We start from the raw sequence: 19,407 nt of genomic DNA, 5'->3' as shown, positions 1-19,407 counted from the left end.
AGATGATGTGATGAGCTTACTGCAAGATGAGATTAAAGAACTATCGGTAAAGGTTCATCCGGAGACAGTTGATTTTGCTGTCAGGCTGATTCAGACAAAGAGTGTCAGCTGTAACGAAAAGGCTGTGGCAGACTGTTATATGAATGAAATGCGTAAACTCGGCTATGAAAGTGTTTTTCGTGATGAAATGGGAAACGTCGTAGGCTGTATTACCTTCAGTGATGACGGTCCGGCCATTATGTACAATTCCCATATGGATCATGTGGATGAAGGTGCCTTAGATAACTGGCAGGGATATGACCCCTATGGGGGCTTACTAGATGAATGCCAGGTAGACAATCAGGACGCTTCGGTTCAGGAAACAGCCCGTTGTATTCATGGACGCGCGGCTTCCGACGTAAAGGGCGGAGCCGCAGTCGCAGTGTATACAGGCGCAATGCTAAAGGAACTTAAACAGCGGGGTTTTGCATTAAAAGGCAAATTTATCTTTACGGGCGTTGTTCAGGAGGAGCCGGCCGAATGTGCCGGTATGAGCTATTTAATTGACACAACGTTTCCTAAACACAATCTTACCTATGATGCGATGGTAAGCTCTGAAGCCAGTTCCCTTAGGTTGGTACTTGGTTCGCGGGGCAGAGTAGAGCTGTTGGTAACAATTCAGGGCAGAACTTCCCATGCAAGCACACCCTGGCGCGGTATTAATGCTATTGAAAAGGCTGTTTCTTTTCTAAGTGCTCTGAGGGATTTTGCTGACAAGCTGCCTTGTGATGACGACTTGGGTAAGGCAACAATTACCCCCACGATTATATCCTGCACGCCTGGACAGTTAAGTATCATACCAGACCGATGCCAGATTGCGATAGACCGCAGACTGTTACCGGGTGAAACGGCAGCGACAGCCACGGATGAGATCCAGACGATTATTGATAAGATTAAACGGCAGGATACTGCCTTTAGTGCAGAGGTTAAAGTAAACTCCATACCGCAGACTTCTTATACTGGGTTAACACATGTTTTGCCTAAGGCTATGGTAGCTTGGAAGATTGCTAAAGAGCATCCTTTTGTTACGGCCTGCGCAGAGGCGCTTGCAGCAGTGGGGCAAGAAGTTCAATACAGTTACTGGGATTTCGGCACAGATGCATCCAAAACAGCCGGGCTTGACCGCAAACCGTGTATAGGCTATTCGCCGATGCAAGAACAATATGCGCACACTCCTTATGACAAGGTAAGGTGCGATTATATACTTAAGGCGCTCGCCGGCAATGCAGCAATCTATATTGCGGCCAGCAACCGAACCCGGGAAACATTTAAACCAATATAAAGGGGGAAAACAACATGAATTTATCCAAAAAGTGGTTAGCGCTCTGTTTCATAGTTGCCATGGCAGCGTTATCCCTTACAGGCTGTTCAAACAGTTCTAAAGGCTCCGACGCTGCGAGTAAAGAAGAGGGTATTAAGATCGGGGTGCTTTACTCGACGACTGGTCCATTCTCTATTTCAGAAAAACCAATGCTTAATGCCACTAAGTTGGCGATTGAAGAAATTAATGCCGCCGGTGGCATTAAAGGGAAAAAATTAATTCCTGTCTATGAAGATTATGCTTCCGATCCGGCTAAAGCTACAGAAAAAATCAAAAAACTGATTTTACAGGATAAAGTTGTCGCTACCATTGGCACCAATTCTTCGGCTTCCCGGCTGGCGGCGATTCCTGAAGTGGAACGCAACAATTCAGTGCTGGTATACAATACCTATTATGAAGGTGAAAAACCATCCCCGAATGTTATCTATACCAATACGGTTCCCAGTCAGCAAATTGCTGAGTATATGCCCTGGATAGTAAAAAATATCGGCAAGCGTGTTATGTTCGTTGGTTCTGACTATATATTCCCCGTAAATTCAATCAAAAAGGCTAAAGCAATGCTGATTCAAGCCGGCGGTGAAGTGGTAGGCGAAGAATATGTACCGCTCGGACATACGGAGTTTTCTTCATTAATTAACAAGATAAAACAAGCCAAACCGGATGTTGTATTTTCCGCTATTGCCGGTGACAGTGTGGTACCGTTTTATAAACAATACCAGCAATATGGCATCTCCGCGAAAGAAATTCCTATCTGCTCGATTGCGACTCATGAGGCCACTGTAAAAGGTATTGGTGCCGCGGCTGCTGCCGGACATTACAGTTCCTTTGACTACTTCCAGGTTATTGATACACCGGAAAGCAAAAAGTTTATTGAAGCTTACAATAAGGCATTTAATGATAACACAACAGTAACTAATTTGGCTGAAGGTGCGTATCACGGTGTATACCTTTTGGCCAAGGCTTTGGAAAAAGCAAGTGCTTACGATGGCAAAACGCTAATCAGTGCCTTTAAAGGACTGGAGCTTGATTCGCCGCAAGGCAAGATTAAAGTGGATGAAACCAATAACCATACTTGGCTGCAGTCACGGATTGCCAGAATTAAGGAAGATGGGACATTTGAAATTGTTTATAGCTCAAAAGATTTGGTTAAACCCGAGCTTTAGGATGTTTAATCTGACAAAATAGCAGTGCCGGCCAAGGCCGGCAAAAAAATAACAGTGCTTGCAGCACAGTGTAGTGCGCCTCTCTAATTTCCGGATAGGATCGTAGAGAGGCGTATTCTTTTGTTCAGGCACGTATTAGAGAGGAATGGCGATCATGGAACTTCTCCTTTCACAGCTTATAAATGGTGTGAGTGTTTCCTCAATGTTGTTTATCGCAGCATTAGGGCTGGTCATTATATTTGGCTTGATGGATGTTGTCAATATGGCTCACGGTGATCTCATTATGCTGGGTGCCTATATAACCTATTTTGTAACTACCGTTTTTCATGCTTCATTTTTCCTTGCGATGGTACTGGCGTTTATTCTTACTGCTCTATTCGGCGTAGTAATCGAAGCAACACTGATAAAAAAACTATACGGAAAAGTTGCTGAAACCTTATTAGCGACCTTTGCACTCTCCATCATTATCGAGCAAGTGGTCAGAATGACCATGGGACCTGAAGATAAGTTTGTCGGCTTGCCGATAGAGGGGAGCTTTACCGTCGGGAGTATAGTAATACCGCAATATAATCTGTTTCTTATAGCAATTTCAATTTTAATTTTGCTGGCAACGTTAGGCTTGTTCTTTAAAACTTCTTTTGGTATGCAGCTAAGGGCCGTCACTAAGAACCGAAGTATGTCACAGTGCCTTGGTATTAATACGACACGCATTGATAGTCTCACTTTTGCGTTTGGCTCAGGGCTGGCAGGACTGGCAGGCGCTCTTTTGGCGCCGGTCAAAAGTGTAATGCCTTATATGGGTACTGCTTATATCGTAGATGGATTTCTTACGGTTGTTTTAGGCGGATTTACCTCGATCATCGGGACTGCCGCCAGTTCAGTGGTAATTAGTGAATCGGTTACCGTGATGGCCGGCTATATGAGTGAAATAACAGCTAGAGTTCTTGTTTTCTGTATCATTATTATTGTAATCAGGTTTAAACCTGAAGGGTTATTTACGAGCGAAAGGAGATGACTATTATGCTCAATAAAATTAGGAATTTAGGTATAGAAAAATATATTGATCTTTTTCTGCTTGTCTTTTTAATAAGCTTTCCTTTGCTTGCATCACCCTTTCGGGTAGAGCTTATGAGTAAATGCGTAATATATCTGATATTTGCACTTTCTCTTGATATCCTGTGGGGCAGTGCCGGCTTAATGAATTTAGGACATGCCATGTTCTTTGGTTTGGGAGGATACGTACTGGCGCTTTCCTATGCGGTAAAAAATGGAGTTCCGGCCTTTATGGCTAGTTTTGGTGTTACCGAACTTCCCTGGTTTATGCAGATTCTGCAAAATCAGGCGGTGGCTTTCTTGCTTGGATTACTGGTACCCGGTGCAGTCGCTGCCCTCTTGGGTTACTTTATTTTTACCAGTAGAGTAAAGGGCGTTTTCTTCAATATAATTACATTAGCGTTGGCTTCGTTGATAGAACTGTTTTTCAATAACCAGCAAAAATATACCGGTGGTGCCAACGGAATCAGCGGTTTGCCGCCACTGTCCTTCGGCGGGTCGCCGCTATCCATTCTGGAGACCTATTATTTGGTGCTGGTGGCAGCTCTACTGGTGTATATTTTCTGTCGGTGGCTGAATAACTGCCGCTTTGGACTGATCCTCCGTTCCGTGCGGGAGAATGAAAGCCGATTGCAGTTTCTAGGGTTTAATCCGGCAGCCTTTAAACTGGTTGTTTTTATGGTTTCAGGGATGATTGCCGGGCTGGCCGGGATGCTGTATGTTCCGGTCAATTCCTTTATTTCACCAAATAATATTGGTGTAGTATTCTCAACCTCAGTTTTGGTATGGCTGGCAGTCGGCGGCCGGGGAAATTTAACGGGAGCCATGATTGGCGCCTTTTTGATAACCTGGATGGAGAGCTTGTTGTCTGAAAGACTTGCCGATAGCTGGCAATTAGTGCTAGGGGCAGTCATGCTGATTGTGGTTGTCTTCTTTCCCAAAGGAATTATCGGTACTTTAATCGATTGGCAGAAAAACAAAAGAGGCCACCACCAGCCGTCAGAGTGTGATGACAGTGCAAAGCAGGCGATACCTCCTGATAACTACAATGTGATAAGAGAGAAGGTGTAGACAATGTCCTTCTTAGAACTACAAGCGGTCAGTGTAAATTTTAGCGGATTTTTGGCTGTCGATAGCGTATCGTTAGGGGTAGAGAAGGGAGAAACGCGGGTTATCATTGGTCCCAACGGGGCCGGTAAAACGACCATCATTGATATGGTTACAGGCAAAACGGCTCCGACCGGAGGTAAAATTCTGTTGGACGGGGCAGATATTACCGGACTGGATCCTTATGAAATAGCCTCTAAACATAAAGTCGGACGTAAATTTCAAGGACCTAATTTATTTGATAGTCTTACCGTTTACGAAAATATCGAGGTAGCTTTAGCCGGGCACAGCAGTGTTTTCAAAAGCTTTGTTTATAAGCGTGATAAGGCTATAAAAGAGGAAATAAAGTCTATATTGAGTCAGATTAATCTATATAACAAGCGTGATGTCATTTCAACTTCTTTATCGCACGGAGAACGGCAATGGTTGGAGATGGGGATGGTGATTGCACAGAAACCGGAGCTTATTACCCTCGACGAGCCTACAGCAGGTATGACCGCTGATGAAACTTGTAAAACCGGTGAAATGATAAAAACAATGATGAAGGATAAGACGGTTATTGTGGTAGAGCATGACATTGATTTTGTAGAACAAATTGCCCAAAAGGTTACTGTTTTGCATCAAGGTAAATTGCTGGCAGAAGGTTCCTTTGCCGAGGTCAAGAAAAATCCGAAGGTTGTGCAGGTTTATCTTAAGGACGATGATGACGGGGAGGTGGAAAAAAATGCTTGAAATCTGTAATGTATCCGTAAATTACGGGCAAAGCAGGGTTGTCAACAATGTCTCCTTTCAGGTGCAGCCATTAGAAAAGCTGGTCATTCTCGGCCGTAACGGAGTCGGTAAAACTACGCTGTTGAAAAGTATTATCGGTTTATTGCCGCTGCAAAATGGCAAAATCATTCTCAATAATGAAGATCTTAGCGGACTGAAAGCCTATGAACGAGCCATTAGAGGCGTGGCTTATGTGCCGCAAGGCAGGGAAATTATTCCTCACCTTACTGTTAAGGAAAATTTGGAATTGGGAGCACTGGCACATACCAAAGAAATTACCCAGCGCATGGAAGAAATTTTTGAATACTTTCCGATTCTAACAGAGCATCTGCACCGCAAAGGCGGTGTATTATCCGGCGGGCAGCAACAACAACTGGCTATCGGCAGAGCTCTCATGAGTCATCCGCAAACACTGCTGCTGGATGAACCGACAGAGGGAATACAACCCAATGTAGTCGCTGAAATCGCCAATATTTTGACCAGAATACACCGGAAAATGTTGATTCCAATCATTATCGTGGAACAGAATCTAAAATTTGCCAAAAAACTTGCCGATTGCTTTGTCGTTATGCAAAAAGGCGAAATAGTGGCCAGCGGCAAAGCGGGCGAATTGACGGACGAAATTATTCATAAATACTTAACTGTATAAGGATAGCTTAGCATAGACACCACTAGAGGCTTACTTAAGAAAAGGGGTGAATTCATGTCACTCATACAAAAAACGATTCAGGAGTTAGCGCCGTTACTTAAGCAAAAGCAAATTTCACCGGTTGAATTGGTTACTGCCTGCCTGGAACAGATTGAAAAAACCGAACCGGAACTGAACGCCTATATCTCAGTTTTTAAGGAAGAGTCGCTGCGCGCGGCAAATAAAGCTGAAAAGGATATTTTGCAGGGACGGTACCAAGGAGTTTTGCACGGAATACCCTATTCCGCCAAAGACTTATATTATACAAAAGGAATAAGAACCACAGGCGGTTCAGAAGTATTAACCGATTTTATTCCAGATTATAGTGCCACTGTCATTGAACGGCTAACCCAGGCCGGTGCCATATTGCTGGGAAAAAATAACCTGCACGAATTTGCCTATGGGACGACTAATGAAAATGAATATTTCGGGCCATGCCGCAATCCCTGGAATACCAATAGGATACCCGGAGGGTCGAGCGGTGGCTCGGCCGCCTCGGTCGCGGCAGGCAGTTCCCTATTTTCTCTGGGAACCGATACCGGAGGATCGATACGGATACCGTCCGCATTATGTGGTGTTACCGGCTTAAAGCCGACATATGGCAGAGTAAGCAAGCACGGTGTCATCCCTTTAAGCTGGTCACAAGATCATGCCGGTCCTATTGCTAAATCGGTGTGGGATAACGCCGCTGTCTTGACGGCAATTGCCGGGTTTGATCCTCAAGATCCGGCTTCGGCGCTAGTACCCTGTGATGATTATATTGAGCCGTTATCCCGCAATAGTATTGCAAACATTAAGGGTATGCGCATCGGAATTTGCCCGGATTGTTATGACGGTATTTTAGAGCCGGACATTGCAACGGTACTTAAAGAGGTCATTTGCTGGTTTGAAGATAACGGTGCCTGCATCAGAACCCTTTCTTATCCGCCGCGGGATATCCTTGGAATTACCGGTGTACTTACGATGGGAGAAGTTTACGCGTACCATGAACGGTTTTTAAAGACTTGTCCCGAAAAGTATGGCAGCATAGTACGGCGAAGAATGGAAAAAAGCCAGTACGTTCCGGCCCATACCTATGTGAATGCGCAGCGCTTGCGCCAGCTGGATCAGCAAGAATGGGCCAAGATATATAATGAAGTTGATTTAGTCATATTGCCGACAACAATTGTTTCTGCTTTTCCAATCGGAATCGATACAATTCCTTTTGGCGATGAAGAAGTAGACCCGAGAATTCATAATACGTTAACGCTAATGACCTCAATCAGTGATTTCAACGGCTATCCTGCTATTTCCCTGCCTTGCGGCTTTACGGCAGAAGGATTGCCGGTAGGTATTCAACTGCAGGGCAAACCATTTGAGGAAGCCAGCCTGTTGCAAACCGCGTATATTTACGAGCAGACACATACAAACCAGCGGCGGCTGCCGCCGCTATGTTGTTGAGTTTATCGACCCTAACGAAATGAGGTGAATGGATTATGCAGGTAAATACCTTGCGCGATATAACGGCACAATTTTCTGGAAGAAATACGGACGTCTTCATAGAGTCTCACTTACCGCAGTATACCCTGGAACTAGAGACGCTGCTGCAATCGGTCAACACGGTTGCTCGGAATTTTCCGCTGGAACTGAGCCCTGCTCAGGTTTTTATCCCTTGGTATAAAAGGGATGTTGGTAAATAGAAGCTGTACTTGTTTTAGCTATTTTTACAGAAGGTGAGGAGAAGGAAGATGTTTAAAGAATTGACCATGATCGCTGCCGAACTAAAACCTCTCACTGTTGAGTTTTGTCAGCGTCTGATACGTGTGCCGGCATTATCCGGGCGCGAGGAAGGGGTAGCTGATTTATACCTCGCGGAGATGGAGAAACTTGGGTATGATGAGGTTTTTAGGGATGAATGGGGTAATGTTGTCGGTATCATTAAGGGAACCGAACCAGGACCGACCATTATGTACAACTGCCATTTAGATCACGTAGACCCTGGTGACTATAGTGAGTGGCAAGGATATGATCCATATGGCGCTGCCATTGATATAGATGAAATGGAAAATCAGGATCGTACCGCGCTGGAAAAGACGGAAGTAATCCATGGTCGGGCTGCGTCCGACGTAAAGGGAGGCGGTGCTTGTCAGGTTTACTCGGGGGCAGCTCTGCTGAAACTCCGTGAAAAGGGGTATAAGATTGCCGGTAATTTTATGTTTACCGGGGTGGTGTTGGAGGAACCTGCTGAGCAACTAGGCATGATTAAGCTTGTCGAAGAGACTTTGCCGGCGAAGGGGATACCCTTTGATGGTGTGGTTTCCTGTGAAGCTACCGGGCTGAAACTATATTTAGGGCACAGGGGGCGCGTTGAGCTTAAGATTACTGTTGAGGGTGTTACTTCTCATGGCAGTGCTCCATGGCTAGGTATTAATGCCGTCAATAAGGCCGCCAAATTTATTGAAAAAGTCGAAGCGTCAGTAGCCGAAAGTGCGCTTCAGGACCCACAACTTGGACGTTCAAGTATTGCTCTGACTAATATAACCTGTTCGCCTGGCTCAATGTGTATTGTGCCTGACCGGTGTTATATAACCTATGACCGCCGGCTTGTTCCCGGTGAGACACCGGAAAGCTGTGTGCAGCAGATACAAGACATTATTGATGCTCTTTCTGCGCAAGATCAGAATTTTAGGGCTAACGTCGAAATAGCCGCAGTACCTCGCATATCTTATACAGGTAAAGGCGCCACGTTGCCAAACGTTAAAGAAGCCTGGAAAATAAGCGAAACCAATCCTTTTGTTCAAGCCGCGTCAGCAGGACTCGCGAAGTTAGGCCAGCCAGTTAAATATGGTTATTGGGATTTTGGCACCGATTTATCCGTTGTTTGCGGTCGGATACGCAAGCCGTCGGTTGGCTATTCACCCATGCAGGAACTGTATTGTCACCGGCCTATTGATAAAGTCAGAATTGATTACATGGAAAAAGCAATTGCCGGTAATGTAGCTATTTTTTTAGAAATGTGCCAGCTTTCCAGTGATGCATTTGTGCTTGACTAATTTGGCATAAAACAAATGCTGCTAAAGTAATGAGCTCAATTCAAGGCCTGCGGGCCTTTTTTTTTAGGTATGCGAGATTAGTTAGTCAACAATCTTAGTTACCGGGGCTGTAGTTTGCAGGCCTAATTCTTCCAAATAGCGTATCGTTCTTTTAGGCAGCATAATATTCGAATCGTATTGCTGAACAATTTTAAGAGTGTTTAATACCGGGAGAAAGCTGGCCAGGTCTACCGGCAGATCAATGTCCGGAATCATTTCCACGAGCATAATGGGAATAGTATGTTCCGCAGCTTTAAAAGCAATCATATCCAAGGCTGTTACACCATCAGAATTATAGAAAACGCCATTAAATGAAAAGGGCGTTGAATAAGTGTACCCAATTAAATTAAAGCCGCCTTCTTGATCGACAGACTCGATGATTCCTGCGCCAATCGTTGGATTTACTATTTCTGTCTGCTTTACACAAGTAAATGCTTGGGGGCTGGAGGCAATTAGCTCAAGTTTTTTTACTGCTTCTCGTATTGTAGAGGGTTGAAGTGAAGGGATATCTCCACCCATAATAAAGACACTGTCTGCTAGTCTTTGACCGGAACCATCTTTAAATATGTAATCAACCGCATATTGCATGCCCTGATCGAAAGAGCGGCCCTCATCTGTGAAGATTTCCTTTACCGCTTCTTTGCCGAACGTTGATTCAATGAGCTGATTCAGATAGTCTTTATCTCCATTCAGGTTTTGGCAAATATACACATCACCACAATTTGCAGCAATACAGCTATCAATTACATCTAACAGAGAAGCTTCATAAAATTCCTTTGCTTCTTCAACTGTTAAAATGCCGCCCCGTTCTGTTGTGAGCCGAGTCTTGTTGTCGCCAATTTTGGGGACCTTTGTAAATATGACAATAGCATTCCTCAATTCTCCGTACCTCCTTGTAGTGTGGAGTCTCCTTTTATGCGGCAAAATCAGCAATCGTAATAACCGCATGATCCAGCAAATATTGGATTGCCTTATTTGCTTTTAAATCAAACAGCACTTTCTCAACTAGCGGACCAAGGTTCTCCTTCGCATTTTTCGTAGCCATGCCGATACTGGCAGCAAAAGCCTCAATACCGCTATTTAGCTCCTCATCACTTACTTCAATTTTCTTTTCTTTAATGATTTTCTCCAAGATATAATTGGATTTCGTAATAGTTGTAGCATCTTGCCATATTTCCTTTTTGAGGTTATCCATAGTGCTGTTAGTCATTTGGAGATATAATTCAATACTTCCTCCCTGGGCTTTCAATTGGTTAGCAAATTGTTCTAGCATTGCCTTAGCCTGCGACATAATAATGGATTCAGAAACAGTGAAGGGGTGCATATCCAATAAAGCATGAATAGCAGCTTGTTTTTTAGCATTTGAAGTACGTTGGGAGGCCATTTCAAGTAGTTTTTTCTTGCTATCTAAACGCAATTCTTCCAGGCTAGTCAGTTTAAATACTTCTTGAGCGAATTGATCATTCAGTTCTCTAAGTTGAATGTTTTCAACTTTCTTTACGGTTACTTTGAATGAGGCACATTTGCCAGCTAATTGAACCAGCGAGTGGTCTTGCGGGAAGCAAATTTCAACATTCAATTTGTTGCCTTTTTTTACACCCACCAATTTGTCTTCGAAACCAGGGAAAAAAGTGCCTGAGCCGAGGAGTAATTTAAAATCTTTTTCTGTTTGGTTCATGGTGGTGTCTTGTAGTGAGCCTTCATAATCAATAGTTACGGTATCCCCAATAGCAGCAGGGTCATTCGCTTTATCAATTACTTTTTTATTTTGGGAACGCAAGTTTTGTAAATAGTTATCAATAGTTTTTTCAGTTACCTCAACATCCTTTGGCACTTTGACTTCCAGTCCTTCCAGCGTTCCGAGGGTAATTTCAGGTTTAACCGGCACACGTACCTTAACACTAACTGGTTTTCCTTTTTTTACATAACCCACTTCAATATCAGGTTCACCAATAATGTTTAGTTCAAATTGTTTAATTGCAGCATAATATTCATTAGGCACAACAAACTCAAGGGCATCTTCTAGAAAAATTTCCGCTCCAAATTTCGATTCTAAAATTGTTCGAGGCGTTGCTCCGTTTCTGAAGCCGGGAATGTTATATTTCTTACCATTCTTTTTGTACGACTTTTCCAGACCTTCTTCCATTTTGTCTGCTGCAATTATAATTTCCAAATGAGCTTCGCCGTTTTCGACCTTTTCTAACGTTGCATTCATGTAGTATTACTCCTTAAAAATAATATTTAGTGGATTCTAGTACTTCTTTTTATAGATATGCGGGAGCTTGACCTAGGTATTATGGTATTATATTCCCAGGATTTAAGCAAGTCATGGTGGGGGAGTATTTAGATATTGGTAAGCCCTTCATAGGACACCTAGCTGTGTTCTATGAAGGGCAGGGGTCAAGAAACGCTTGTTTTAAATCCCTTACTTTTAATAGAAGAACTCAACCTTCGAAAAATACGATTTGCCGAGGTCGCTTACTCCGCCAGTAAGCTTGCTATCCTTAATTCTGAGGTCTTGCATTCCAATTGTCCAGGTTACATTCTTAGCAATCGTGCTAGCCAGGGCTATGGACACACCCTTGATATTGTCAGTGCCTTTCATATAGGTTGGATATGCTCCAGACGTAGAGCTTACAGCTTGACCGTCAAAGCCGCCAATACCATACGGAGTGGCGCCAGCCTCAACGCTGCGGTACGAAATCGACCAGCCAAAGTCGTGGACTTTCCTATAGTCTGTCAGCGGTTTGGCCTCAAAGTAGGCCGCCGGCATTTTGGTGGCGCTCGTAAGTTCTACAGCCCAGCCCTTAGGACTATCGGACAGGTGCGATCCATTGACATCGTTAAGTTTAGTGGAAACATAGTCACCCATAAGCAGCAGTTTATCCCCTATTTTGGCATCAAAGCCTACAGCCCAGCCTTTCGAGCCATCAAAGCTGTCACCGGTAGTGATATTCATAGTGCCACCAACTCCGGCTGTGCTGCTGGTACCAGGAACATCAGACCAGTAATAGCCGCCAGTCAGATTAAGCTTGTTGCTTGCTTTAAAGGTAAGTTGCGCCGCTGTAACGGTTTCAGCATCCCCCACAGCACTGTCTTTGAACGCGTTTGCGGCACTACCATTGCCGACAACATTATTAACTGATCCGGTAAACCGGGTAGTGCCGATGGTTTTGTCAACCCGAACGCCATCAACACCAATCGCTTTGCCGAACAGGCCATGGGTAAAGGGATCGTAAAAGTAACGCCCCAAACGAATACTATCTAAGCCAAGCGCATTTTTGGCAGTCACTGCAGCGATATCCATGGTCATTGCATCACCACTGGAAGCGCCGTAGTTACCCATTTTGGTGGTGGCATTCATCCGGGCTGTCAGGGATATATTTTCATTGATATTGCCATTAATCTTAATACGCTGACGAAACTCAAATCTGTCGGAACCGCTGAGCTTTTTTGCACCGGGAGCATTGGCATCATTTCCCATAAAACGGAACCGGGTTTCACCGCTGAGCCAGGTATTTGTTTTCGATTCTACTTTCGTTACCCGACCACTTAACTTGTTAAGTTCGCTGGCAAATTCAGCAGACAGCTTATCAATTACCTGCTTGTCGGCATCGTTGGCTGTGTCATATTTGTCAATCGCTTTTGCCACCATAACGGCCATTTCGTAGCGGGTTATAGTTCTATCACCTTTGAAGTAGCTGTTGTCGTAGCCAGTAACAATACCGGCATTAGCCAGTTTCGTTACGGCAGCATAGGCCCAGTGGTTTGCTGGAACATCGTTAAAGGACTGGCCAAGCGCAGCTTGAACGGTGCCTGGGATCATGGTAGTTCCGCTCAGGGTGATGGTCATAAGTGCCACAGGTACAATAGATAACCATTTTTTTAGTTGTTTCTTCTTTGTCATGAATAATTTCTCCCCTATTCCTACTATTTTTCGTTCTGCTAATTTAATCTAAGTTATCCCGGTGAGTTTGCTCTTTTCCGCAATTCAAATTTTTGAATTTTACCTGTTGCCGTCCGTGGAAGTGAACTTACAAATTCATAATAATCAGGAATTTTGAAATCAGCGATTCGTTCTGCCAACCATGCTTTTGTTGCTTCGGCGTTCATAGTTCCCTGCACTTTTGGAACAATAAACGCTTTTAATCTTTCTCCAAGCAGGTTGTCAAGAACGCCGATAACAGCAACCTCAGCAACCAGTTGATTGGATTCTAATACGCTCTCTATCTCTCGTGGATAGATATTTTCCCCGCCGCGAACAATCATGTCTCCCTTACGGTCTGTAACGAATAGATAGCCTTCATCATCAAAATAGCCTACATCCCCAGTATGCAAAAAGCCACCAGCCATAACCTTGGCAAATTCATCAGGCTTATTCAGGTACCCTGACATCACATTATCGCCTTTTATACAGATTTGACCAATTTGGTTATTTGGCAGTATAGTATCGTGTTCGTCTAGTATCTCGATTTGCTGTTCAGGATAAGGTAATCCGCACGACCCTTCTTTGTAACGGCCTAGGGGCGGCTCGACGCAGCATCCTCCACCCCCTTCAGTGAGACCATATCCTACCAACAGATCAATATGGTACTGTTCTTTAAACCGCTTGCGCGTTTCAAGGGAAAGAGGACCTGCGCCGGTGTTTGCATACCTTATTTTTACTTGGGACAGATCAACTTCCTTCGCATCAATCCGACTGAGAATATAGTCAAGCATGGTGGGAACAGCCATAATAATTGTTATCCCATATTGAATAACGGTTGGCCAGAAATCGTTAACAGAAAATTGGCGTATACAGAGAGCTTGTCCGGCATAGCTCAGGGGGTATGTAAACACACATAAGGGGCAACAGTGATACATCGGCAGAATAAGCAACATGACGTCATTGCCGGTTACGATCCCGCTCCTGTTTTGATCACGGCATAATGACAGCCCGGCTTTGTTGGAAAGTAATATACCTTTGGGTCTTCCGGTTGTACCGGATGAATATAATAGCAAAAATATATCATCAGGGTTTTGTTTGATCAAACACTCATCATCCGGAAACTTGTTCAAAATGTTGTCAAGATTATCCTGGGCTATTGTTGAATCATACTTATCTCCGGTTGCTACTTCGACGACAATCGGTTTAGTAGTAGCGTTATTTAATCCCTTGAAAAATTCAGTCATGCTATCACTAACAACAAACGCTACCTTCGGTTTTGCATCATCCAAGATATAGGCAATTTCCGGGCCTCTCAGCATAGGCGAGATACACATCGCAATTGCTCCCAGTTTATGAGTTCCCCACATGGCGTAGTAAAATTCGGGAGAATTCGATAGCATAATAGTTATGATATCCCCTTTTTTTACACCCTTTTCTTTGAGATAGTTTGCGACCCTATTTGCCCGATCATTGGTATCCTTATAAGTTAATGTCTGGTCATAGTAATAAACATGCGGAGCATTCGGGGTTTCATTTGAGCGTACAGTAAGCATTTGTGCGATACTCTCAAATTCCAGTTGTCGTCCTTTAAGATAAGGCTGTTGCTCTAATGGAATATATGGTATTTTGGATCGAATAGTCATGATTTAGCCTCCATGACATCATTTTACTTCATGTAAGCTACCTGTTGATGGATTTTTTTTAGGATTCTCATTGCGCCACATTGGTGGTTGTGTTTTTACCTTTTTTGTCGAGAAGTCTGTAGATAAATGTTACGGCAATACCGATGATATTTAAAATCATCGCAATATAGAAAGCCTGTGTATAGATTCCGTTGCTGGCCTTCGCAACATTTGCTGCAATCATTGGACCAAAATAAGCGGCAATACCAAAGGCAACAAAGGTTACTCCATAGTTGACGCCGATATTTTGTGTCCCATATTTTTCAGCTACAAGCGATGGGAAAACGGCCTGGGCCCCGCCAAAGCAAGCTCCTACTCCAGCGCCAGCAACGCCGAACATGAAACTTGAAGTTGTGTTTGTCAGAAGGAAAAGCATTCCAGCTGAGAGTGCAAACATAATTGCCAGAGTATTGGGTCGCCCAATTTTATCTGATATAAATCCAAAGATAACTCGTCCAGCCATGTTAAACAAGGCGATTAAACTGACGTAAAAAGCTGCGACTTGTGGTTCTAGCTTGAACATTGTCTGACCGATTGGTGAAGCATGCGCTAAAATCATCAGCCCGGCCAGCGCAGCGATTGCAAACATGCAAGCCATAACATACCATAGGGGATCTTGCAGCATCTGTTTCCAATTCTTGTCGTTACCCCCGGGTTTGCCTGCCGAAACCGGCGGTACCCAGCCCTCAGGTTTATATCCAGCCGGAGCACCTTTGATAATTAGGGAGCACAGCATGATAATGATCAGGAATGCGGCACCGAGGATTTTAAAAGTGGTAAGTACTCCATAGCTGATAATTAAAGAGCTGGCAATCGGAGCGACAATCATTGCTCCGGAACCATACCCGGCGGCAGCCAAACCCACGGCAAGGCCCCGTTTATCCGGGAAAAATTTGTTCGTGTTGGCAACATTGCCAGAATAAACGATGCCAGCGCCAACAGCGGCAATTACTGAAAACGTTAAGTAAAGAGCCTCAGGGGTTGAAACAAATCCTGTAAGAAATAACCCTGCACCCCAAAGGATACCTCCAAGAACAATGTTAAATTTTGCCCCTTTGCGGTCTTGCAGCATGCCGCCGCAAATCATGACAATCGGTCCTGTGGCAAAGGTGATCGTAAAGGCTAAGGCCAGCGTCATCCCACTCCACCCGAATAGTTTCGACAAGGGAAGAGCGAACACGCTCCAAGCGTATTGTGCTCCGATACAAATATTAACGATTATTGTTGCAACGAGAATTAACCAGCGGTTATAGTTTGCTTTCATACCTTTCCTCCCATTATCCGTCTTGGTAACCGGGCACGCCAAAGTTTGAAGATACCATCTCGGAATCAGTTTTTATAGTAATTACTATGTCACTGCTAACACCTCCCTGTGGCCGGGAAGAATATTCAAGGCATTATGCCGTTGAAGTTTCACGGTCACTTTTTCAGACACAAGAGTATTGGCAGGCGGCCAATTGTCCAATTTTAAATTTATGCAATATTCATGCCATTTTGAAACACCCATTATTGCTCAAGACGAATCCTTCATGGGACAAAAAAATCAAATTGTGAACTCGGGTGTCCCAATTTGATTTTTGGTCAAATCAGTAATAGTTTACTTTAATGTAGAACAGTGTAAGACATGCCCAATGTGAAAAGGGTGTTTTAAGCTGCAACTGTAGTAAAAAACTGCAGCCACCCTTTAACGGGCTCGCTGCAGTTTTTTACTTGTTATCAATTTGCAAGTTCAAAACAGGGTACTTTTGCAGGATATCTAAGAAGCCTGGGTGCCACTAGTTAGCAAGAATGGCACCGGTGTTCCTCACTGATGCTTACGCAGGAAGAAAGTACCTTTTGCGATAGCAATTTTTTTACCACTAGTGGAGCTTATCATACACTGAGTAGTAATGACGGAGCCGCCGAAATGAACTACCTGTCCGTCGGCAATTAGTTCGTCTCCGGGTTTAGTGGCACTAAGATAATTTATCGCTAACTCCAGCGTAACTGCCGGTAAATTTGCAGCACGTAAAATTATGCCCATACAATTGTCGGCTAAGGTAGCTAAGACGCCTCCATGAATAATACCATAGGCATTCGTAGTTCCTTCATTAGTGGTCAAGTGGAGTCTGGAGCAATTCTCGGTAACCATTTCGACCGTTATGCCGACAGATTTAGAAAATTCACTTAAAAAAGGTACTTGGGAAGGCGCAGGCTGTTCTTTTGCATTCTCTGTATGATTCATCCTGTAATCTCCTTTTTTTCTCATCTTGTCTATATGATAATGCAAATTGCGTGCCAAGCCCAACTGTTTTGTCTAAACTGAAAGTGTACAAGAAAAGAAGCGTAATTAGAGAATTGAAAAAACTCAAAGGCTTGTCCTCTGAGTTTTTTGTCTGTCTTTATAATGTGTCATTGGGGTCTAGTCCGTATTCCTTTATTTTTCTATAAAGAGTGGACTTACTAAGACCTACTATTTTGGCTGCATCGCGTACATGATTATCGGAACTATGAAGAGCTTTTTTAATAACCTCTTTTTCCATTTCTTTGACGGAAACAGTATTTGTTAACACATCGCTAGTGGCCAGCGATTCTATTTCAACTACATCTTTTTCTGAGATGGGAGTAGAAGCTGTATTTAGAATTTCATCTGGAAGGTGTTCAGGATAAATAATACCGTCGGTATGCATGCACATCGCATAAGAAATAACATTTTTCAATTGCCGAATATTCCCAGGCCAGTTATACTGCAATAATATATATTTAGCAGTGTTACTTAAAGTAGGTTTATCAATACCTTCCGCGTTAGCATATGCAGTAATTAAGTGATCTATCAGTTGAACGACGTCTGACCCTCTTTCTCTTAAGGGTGAGATATTGAGTTTAAATACTGATATACGGTAGTATAAATCCTCACGAAATAAATCCTTCTCCACTAGATCTAACAATTTTTTATTAGTAGCTGTAATTAATCGGAAATTAACAGGAATGTAGTGGCTACCTCCCAGGCGCATAATCATTTTATCTTCCAGCACTCTAAGTAGGACTGCCTGAAGCTCTACAGGCATATCGCCAATCTCATCCAGAAAGAGAGTGCCGTCACAGGCCTGCTCAATTTTGCCAGGTTTGCCTATGCGTTCAGCGCCAGTAAATGCACCTGGTTCATAACCAAATAGTTCGCTTTCGATCAGGTTTTTAGGAATTGCTGCACAGTTTACGGCTACAAATGGGCCATCCGGCCTGCTTTCATTATGAATTGCCTGGGCAAATACCTCTTTGCCAGTTCCGCTCTCACCTTGTATAAGTACATTAGAAGTGTAGCGTGCATATCTTTTTGCTAAGCTTATTAATTTTACGGATTGTGGGGAAGTGCCAACTATATTATCAAACGTAAATCTTGATGCAAAACCGTTGCATGATTGACTAATCTTTAGTGGTTGATTAATTGGTTTAAGAGTTAATAAGTAGCCTACAATGATGCTTTCACTTTTTATTGGTTGGATAAAAAGTGAAAATGATTTTTGCTTTATTTTTTTTAGTTTAATATTAGTATTTATATTGGGCTTTTCTGTCTCCAAAATAGAGTTCACCAAGAGCTGGTTTTCAAAAATATCGCCAATTTGCAAACCAATTAAATTTGGGATGACATGTTTAACTATCCCGCAGGCGGCCTCGTTAGCTTTTTGAACTATCCCGCACTTATTAATCATAATAATAGCATCTTCTGTGCCCGTAAGCGCAATATGAAACAACTCCCTGTTTACCGAAAGCTGAAACTCCTTCTGGATTGTTTCAGCCATGATAACAGCAAGTCCCAGTGAATATGAATTTTGACGGTCAAAGCGTGGACTGGTAATAGTCAGTGTTCCCTCCAGATTACCATTCGAATCAAAAACAGGGGCAGATGAGGAAGAAATATTATTAAATATTCGGCAGAAATGTTCAGGACCGCAGAGTTGAATAGGGGTTTTCAATTGTATACACATTTCATGTGCACAGGTTCCGATTGTTTTCTCTGTCCAAATTGTGCCTGGAGTAAGGCGGAAATTATTTTTACCCAAAGCCTGAACTACCCGAAGAATGAGTCCATGTTCATCTGTTAGGAAAATATAAGACTCGATATGGGACAGCATGTTTTCTAATTGAGCGATATAGGGATTTGCTGTTTGAATAAAAAAGTCTTTTTCTTTAATTCGCTTGTCAAAGGAAAGTGCATCCATAAGGGGCGGATCATTATAAACTAAAGGGTCAAGACCATTTTCGCTTGATCTTATCCATGACTCAACTATTTCTGGTCGAACTAAGTCAGCTTGAGAAGGGGTGATTTTTTTCTGAAGCAGATCCATTTTTTGTTTCTTTATTTTCCCGATGAGAATTTTATCATTTTCATTAATAGTAGTAATGCTGTTTAAATTATTTATAATTGGGCTGAGTAAATGCTCCAGAGGTTTCATGATGACACTCCCTTTCTCGCTTATATTCTAAGTGTAACATATTTAAAAGTTTAGTTATATTTTTTATTATACCAGAAATTATAGGTTCTAGGTGGTTTTTGCATCGTAATAATTTATTGGTAGCATTTTTCCCATTATCAATACCTAATCA

At 43.1% G+C, this 19,407-nt stretch carries 16 protein-coding genes; 9 read left to right on the top strand and 7 right to left on the bottom strand.

What is annotated here, in order from left to right; translation table 11 throughout:
- Nucleotides 1–10: 10 nt before the first annotated feature.
- The 9 genes from SALPA_RS12045 to SALPA_RS12005 all read left to right on the top strand — a co-directional run bounded on the left by SALPA_RS12045 (nt 11) and on the right by SALPA_RS12005 (nt 9,174).
- Complete coding sequence (locus tag SALPA_RS12045; protein WP_145094117.1) at nt 11–1,321, top strand: M20/M25/M40 family metallo-hydrolase; 1,311 nt, start codon at nt 11–13, stop codon at nt 1,319–1,321.
- Between the two features lie 14 nt (nt 1,322–1,335).
- Nucleotides 1,336–2,523, top strand: a complete 1,188-nt coding sequence (locus tag SALPA_RS12040; protein WP_145094114.1) for a transporter substrate-binding domain-containing protein — start codon at nt 1,336–1,338, stop codon at nt 2,521–2,523.
- Nucleotides 2,524–2,668: 145 nt separating this feature from the next.
- Complete coding sequence (gene urtB, locus SALPA_RS12035) at nt 2,669–3,538, top strand: urea ABC transporter permease subunit UrtB (RefSeq protein ID WP_145094111.1); 870 nt, start codon at nt 2,669–2,671, stop codon at nt 3,536–3,538.
- A 5-nt stretch (nt 3,539–3,543) separates the two neighbouring features.
- Complete coding sequence (urtC, locus tag SALPA_RS12030) at nt 3,544–4,647, top strand: urea ABC transporter permease subunit UrtC (RefSeq protein ID WP_186451048.1); 1,104 nt, start codon at nt 3,544–3,546, stop codon at nt 4,645–4,647.
- A gap of 3 nt (nt 4,648–4,650) precedes the next feature.
- The gene (gene urtD / locus SALPA_RS12025) at nt 4,651–5,415 is read left to right on the top strand and encodes an urea ABC transporter ATP-binding protein UrtD (protein WP_145094105.1); all 765 of its coding nucleotides are present in this window, start codon (nt 4,651–4,653) and stop codon (nt 5,413–5,415) included.
- Nucleotides 5,408–6,103, top strand: a complete 696-nt coding sequence (gene urtE / locus SALPA_RS12020) for an urea ABC transporter ATP-binding subunit UrtE (protein WP_145094102.1) — start codon at nt 5,408–5,410, stop codon at nt 6,101–6,103. The genes urtD and urtE overlap by 8 nt, the downstream gene beginning before the upstream one ends.
- Before the next feature lie 54 nt (nt 6,104–6,157).
- Nucleotides 6,158–7,582 carry an amidase gene (locus SALPA_RS12015; protein WP_145094099.1) on the top strand — a complete coding sequence of 475 codons (1,425 nt, stop codon included), beginning with the start codon at nt 6,158–6,160 and terminating at the stop codon, nt 7,580–7,582.
- Between the two features lie 35 nt (nt 7,583–7,617).
- Nucleotides 7,618–7,821 (top strand): hypothetical protein, encoded by a 204-nt coding sequence (locus SALPA_RS12010; protein ID WP_145094096.1) that lies wholly within the window; start codon nt 7,618–7,620, stop codon nt 7,819–7,821.
- A gap of 48 nt (nt 7,822–7,869) precedes the next feature.
- Nucleotides 7,870–9,174 carry a M20/M25/M40 family metallo-hydrolase gene (locus tag SALPA_RS12005; RefSeq protein ID WP_145094093.1) on the top strand — a complete coding sequence of 435 codons (1,305 nt, stop codon included), beginning with the start codon at nt 7,870–7,872 and terminating at the stop codon, nt 9,172–9,174.
- 81 nt (nt 9,175–9,255) lie between these two features.
- On the opposite strand, the gene SALPA_RS12000 is transcribed toward SALPA_RS12005, so the two are convergent.
- The 7 genes from SALPA_RS12000 to SALPA_RS11970 form a co-directional block, all read right to left on the bottom strand.
- The gene (locus tag SALPA_RS12000) at nt 9,256–10,092 is read right to left on the bottom strand and encodes a DUF2064 domain-containing protein (RefSeq protein WP_145094090.1); all 837 of its coding nucleotides are present in this window, start codon (nt 10,090–10,092) and stop codon (nt 9,256–9,258) included.
- 34 nt (nt 10,093–10,126) lie between these two features.
- Entirely contained in the window at nt 10,127–11,428 is a 1,302-nt protein-coding gene (gene tig, locus SALPA_RS11995; protein WP_145094087.1) for a trigger factor, read from the bottom strand.
- Nucleotides 11,429–11,644: 216 nt separating this feature from the next.
- Nucleotides 11,645–13,120, bottom strand: a complete 1,476-nt coding sequence (locus SALPA_RS11990; RefSeq protein ID WP_145094084.1) for an S-layer homology domain-containing protein — start codon at nt 13,118–13,120, stop codon at nt 11,645–11,647.
- 53 nt (nt 13,121–13,173) lie between these two features.
- The gene (locus tag SALPA_RS11985; protein ID WP_222427973.1) at nt 13,174–14,784 is read right to left on the bottom strand and encodes a class I adenylate-forming enzyme family protein; all 1,611 of its coding nucleotides are present in this window, start codon (nt 14,782–14,784) and stop codon (nt 13,174–13,176) included.
- 67 nt (nt 14,785–14,851) lie between these two features.
- Complete coding sequence (locus SALPA_RS11980; protein WP_145094081.1) at nt 14,852–16,087, bottom strand: OFA family MFS transporter; 1,236 nt, start codon at nt 16,085–16,087, stop codon at nt 14,852–14,854.
- A gap of 540 nt (nt 16,088–16,627) precedes the next feature.
- Nucleotides 16,628–17,047: a PaaI family thioesterase gene (locus tag SALPA_RS11975; RefSeq protein ID WP_186451047.1), complete on the bottom strand. Its 420-nt coding sequence runs from the start codon at nt 17,045–17,047 to the stop codon at nt 16,628–16,630.
- 157 nt (nt 17,048–17,204) lie between these two features.
- Nucleotides 17,205–19,256 carry a sigma-54-dependent Fis family transcriptional regulator gene (locus SALPA_RS11970; protein WP_145094075.1) on the bottom strand — a complete coding sequence of 684 codons (2,052 nt, stop codon included), beginning with the start codon at nt 19,254–19,256 and terminating at the stop codon, nt 17,205–17,207.
- Nucleotides 19,257–19,407 lie beyond the last annotated feature (151 nt).

This window comes from Sporomusa sp. KB1 (genome assembly GCF_007830295.1).
Classification (GTDB): domain Bacteria; phylum Bacillota; class Negativicutes; order Sporomusales; family Sporomusaceae; genus Sporomusa.
This window is presented reverse-complemented; position numbering and strand designations above follow the sequence as displayed.

Coding starts and splice junctions, on each gene's coding strand:
- SALPA_RS11975 (WP_186451047.1), bottom strand. CDS start 17,047: ATGAATCATACAGAGAATGCAAAAGAACAGCCTGCGCCTTCCCAAGTA.
- SALPA_RS11970 (WP_145094075.1), bottom strand. CDS start 19,256: ATGAAACCTCTGGAGCATTTACTCAGCCCAATTATAAATAATTTAAAC.
- SALPA_RS12005 (WP_145094093.1), top strand. CDS start 7,870: ATGTTTAAAGAATTGACCATGATCGCTGCCGAACTAAAACCTCTCACT.
- urtE (WP_145094102.1), top strand. CDS start 5,408: ATGCTTGAAATCTGTAATGTATCCGTAAATTACGGGCAAAGCAGGGTT.
- SALPA_RS12015 (WP_145094099.1), top strand. CDS start 6,158: ATGTCACTCATACAAAAAACGATTCAGGAGTTAGCGCCGTTACTTAAG.
- SALPA_RS11980 (WP_145094081.1), bottom strand. CDS start 16,087: ATGAAAGCAAACTATAACCGCTGGTTAATTCTCGTTGCAACAATAATC.
- SALPA_RS11990 (WP_145094084.1), bottom strand. CDS start 13,120: ATGACAAAGAAGAAACAACTAAAAAAATGGTTATCTATTGTACCTGTG.
- SALPA_RS12045 (WP_145094117.1), top strand. CDS start 11: ATGAGCTTACTGCAAGATGAGATTAAAGAACTATCGGTAAAGGTTCAT.
- urtB (WP_145094111.1), top strand. CDS start 2,669: ATGGCGATCATGGAACTTCTCCTTTCACAGCTTATAAATGGTGTGAGT.
- tig (WP_145094087.1), bottom strand. CDS start 11,428: ATGAATGCAACGTTAGAAAAGGTCGAAAACGGCGAAGCTCATTTGGAA.
- SALPA_RS11985 (WP_222427973.1), bottom strand. CDS start 14,784: ATGACTATTCGATCCAAAATACCATATATTCCATTAGAGCAACAGCCT.
- SALPA_RS12040 (WP_145094114.1), top strand. CDS start 1,336: ATGAATTTATCCAAAAAGTGGTTAGCGCTCTGTTTCATAGTTGCCATG.
- urtC (WP_186451048.1), top strand. CDS start 3,544: ATGCTCAATAAAATTAGGAATTTAGGTATAGAAAAATATATTGATCTT.
- SALPA_RS12010 (WP_145094096.1), top strand. CDS start 7,618: ATGCAGGTAAATACCTTGCGCGATATAACGGCACAATTTTCTGGAAGA.
- urtD (WP_145094105.1), top strand. CDS start 4,651: ATGTCCTTCTTAGAACTACAAGCGGTCAGTGTAAATTTTAGCGGATTT.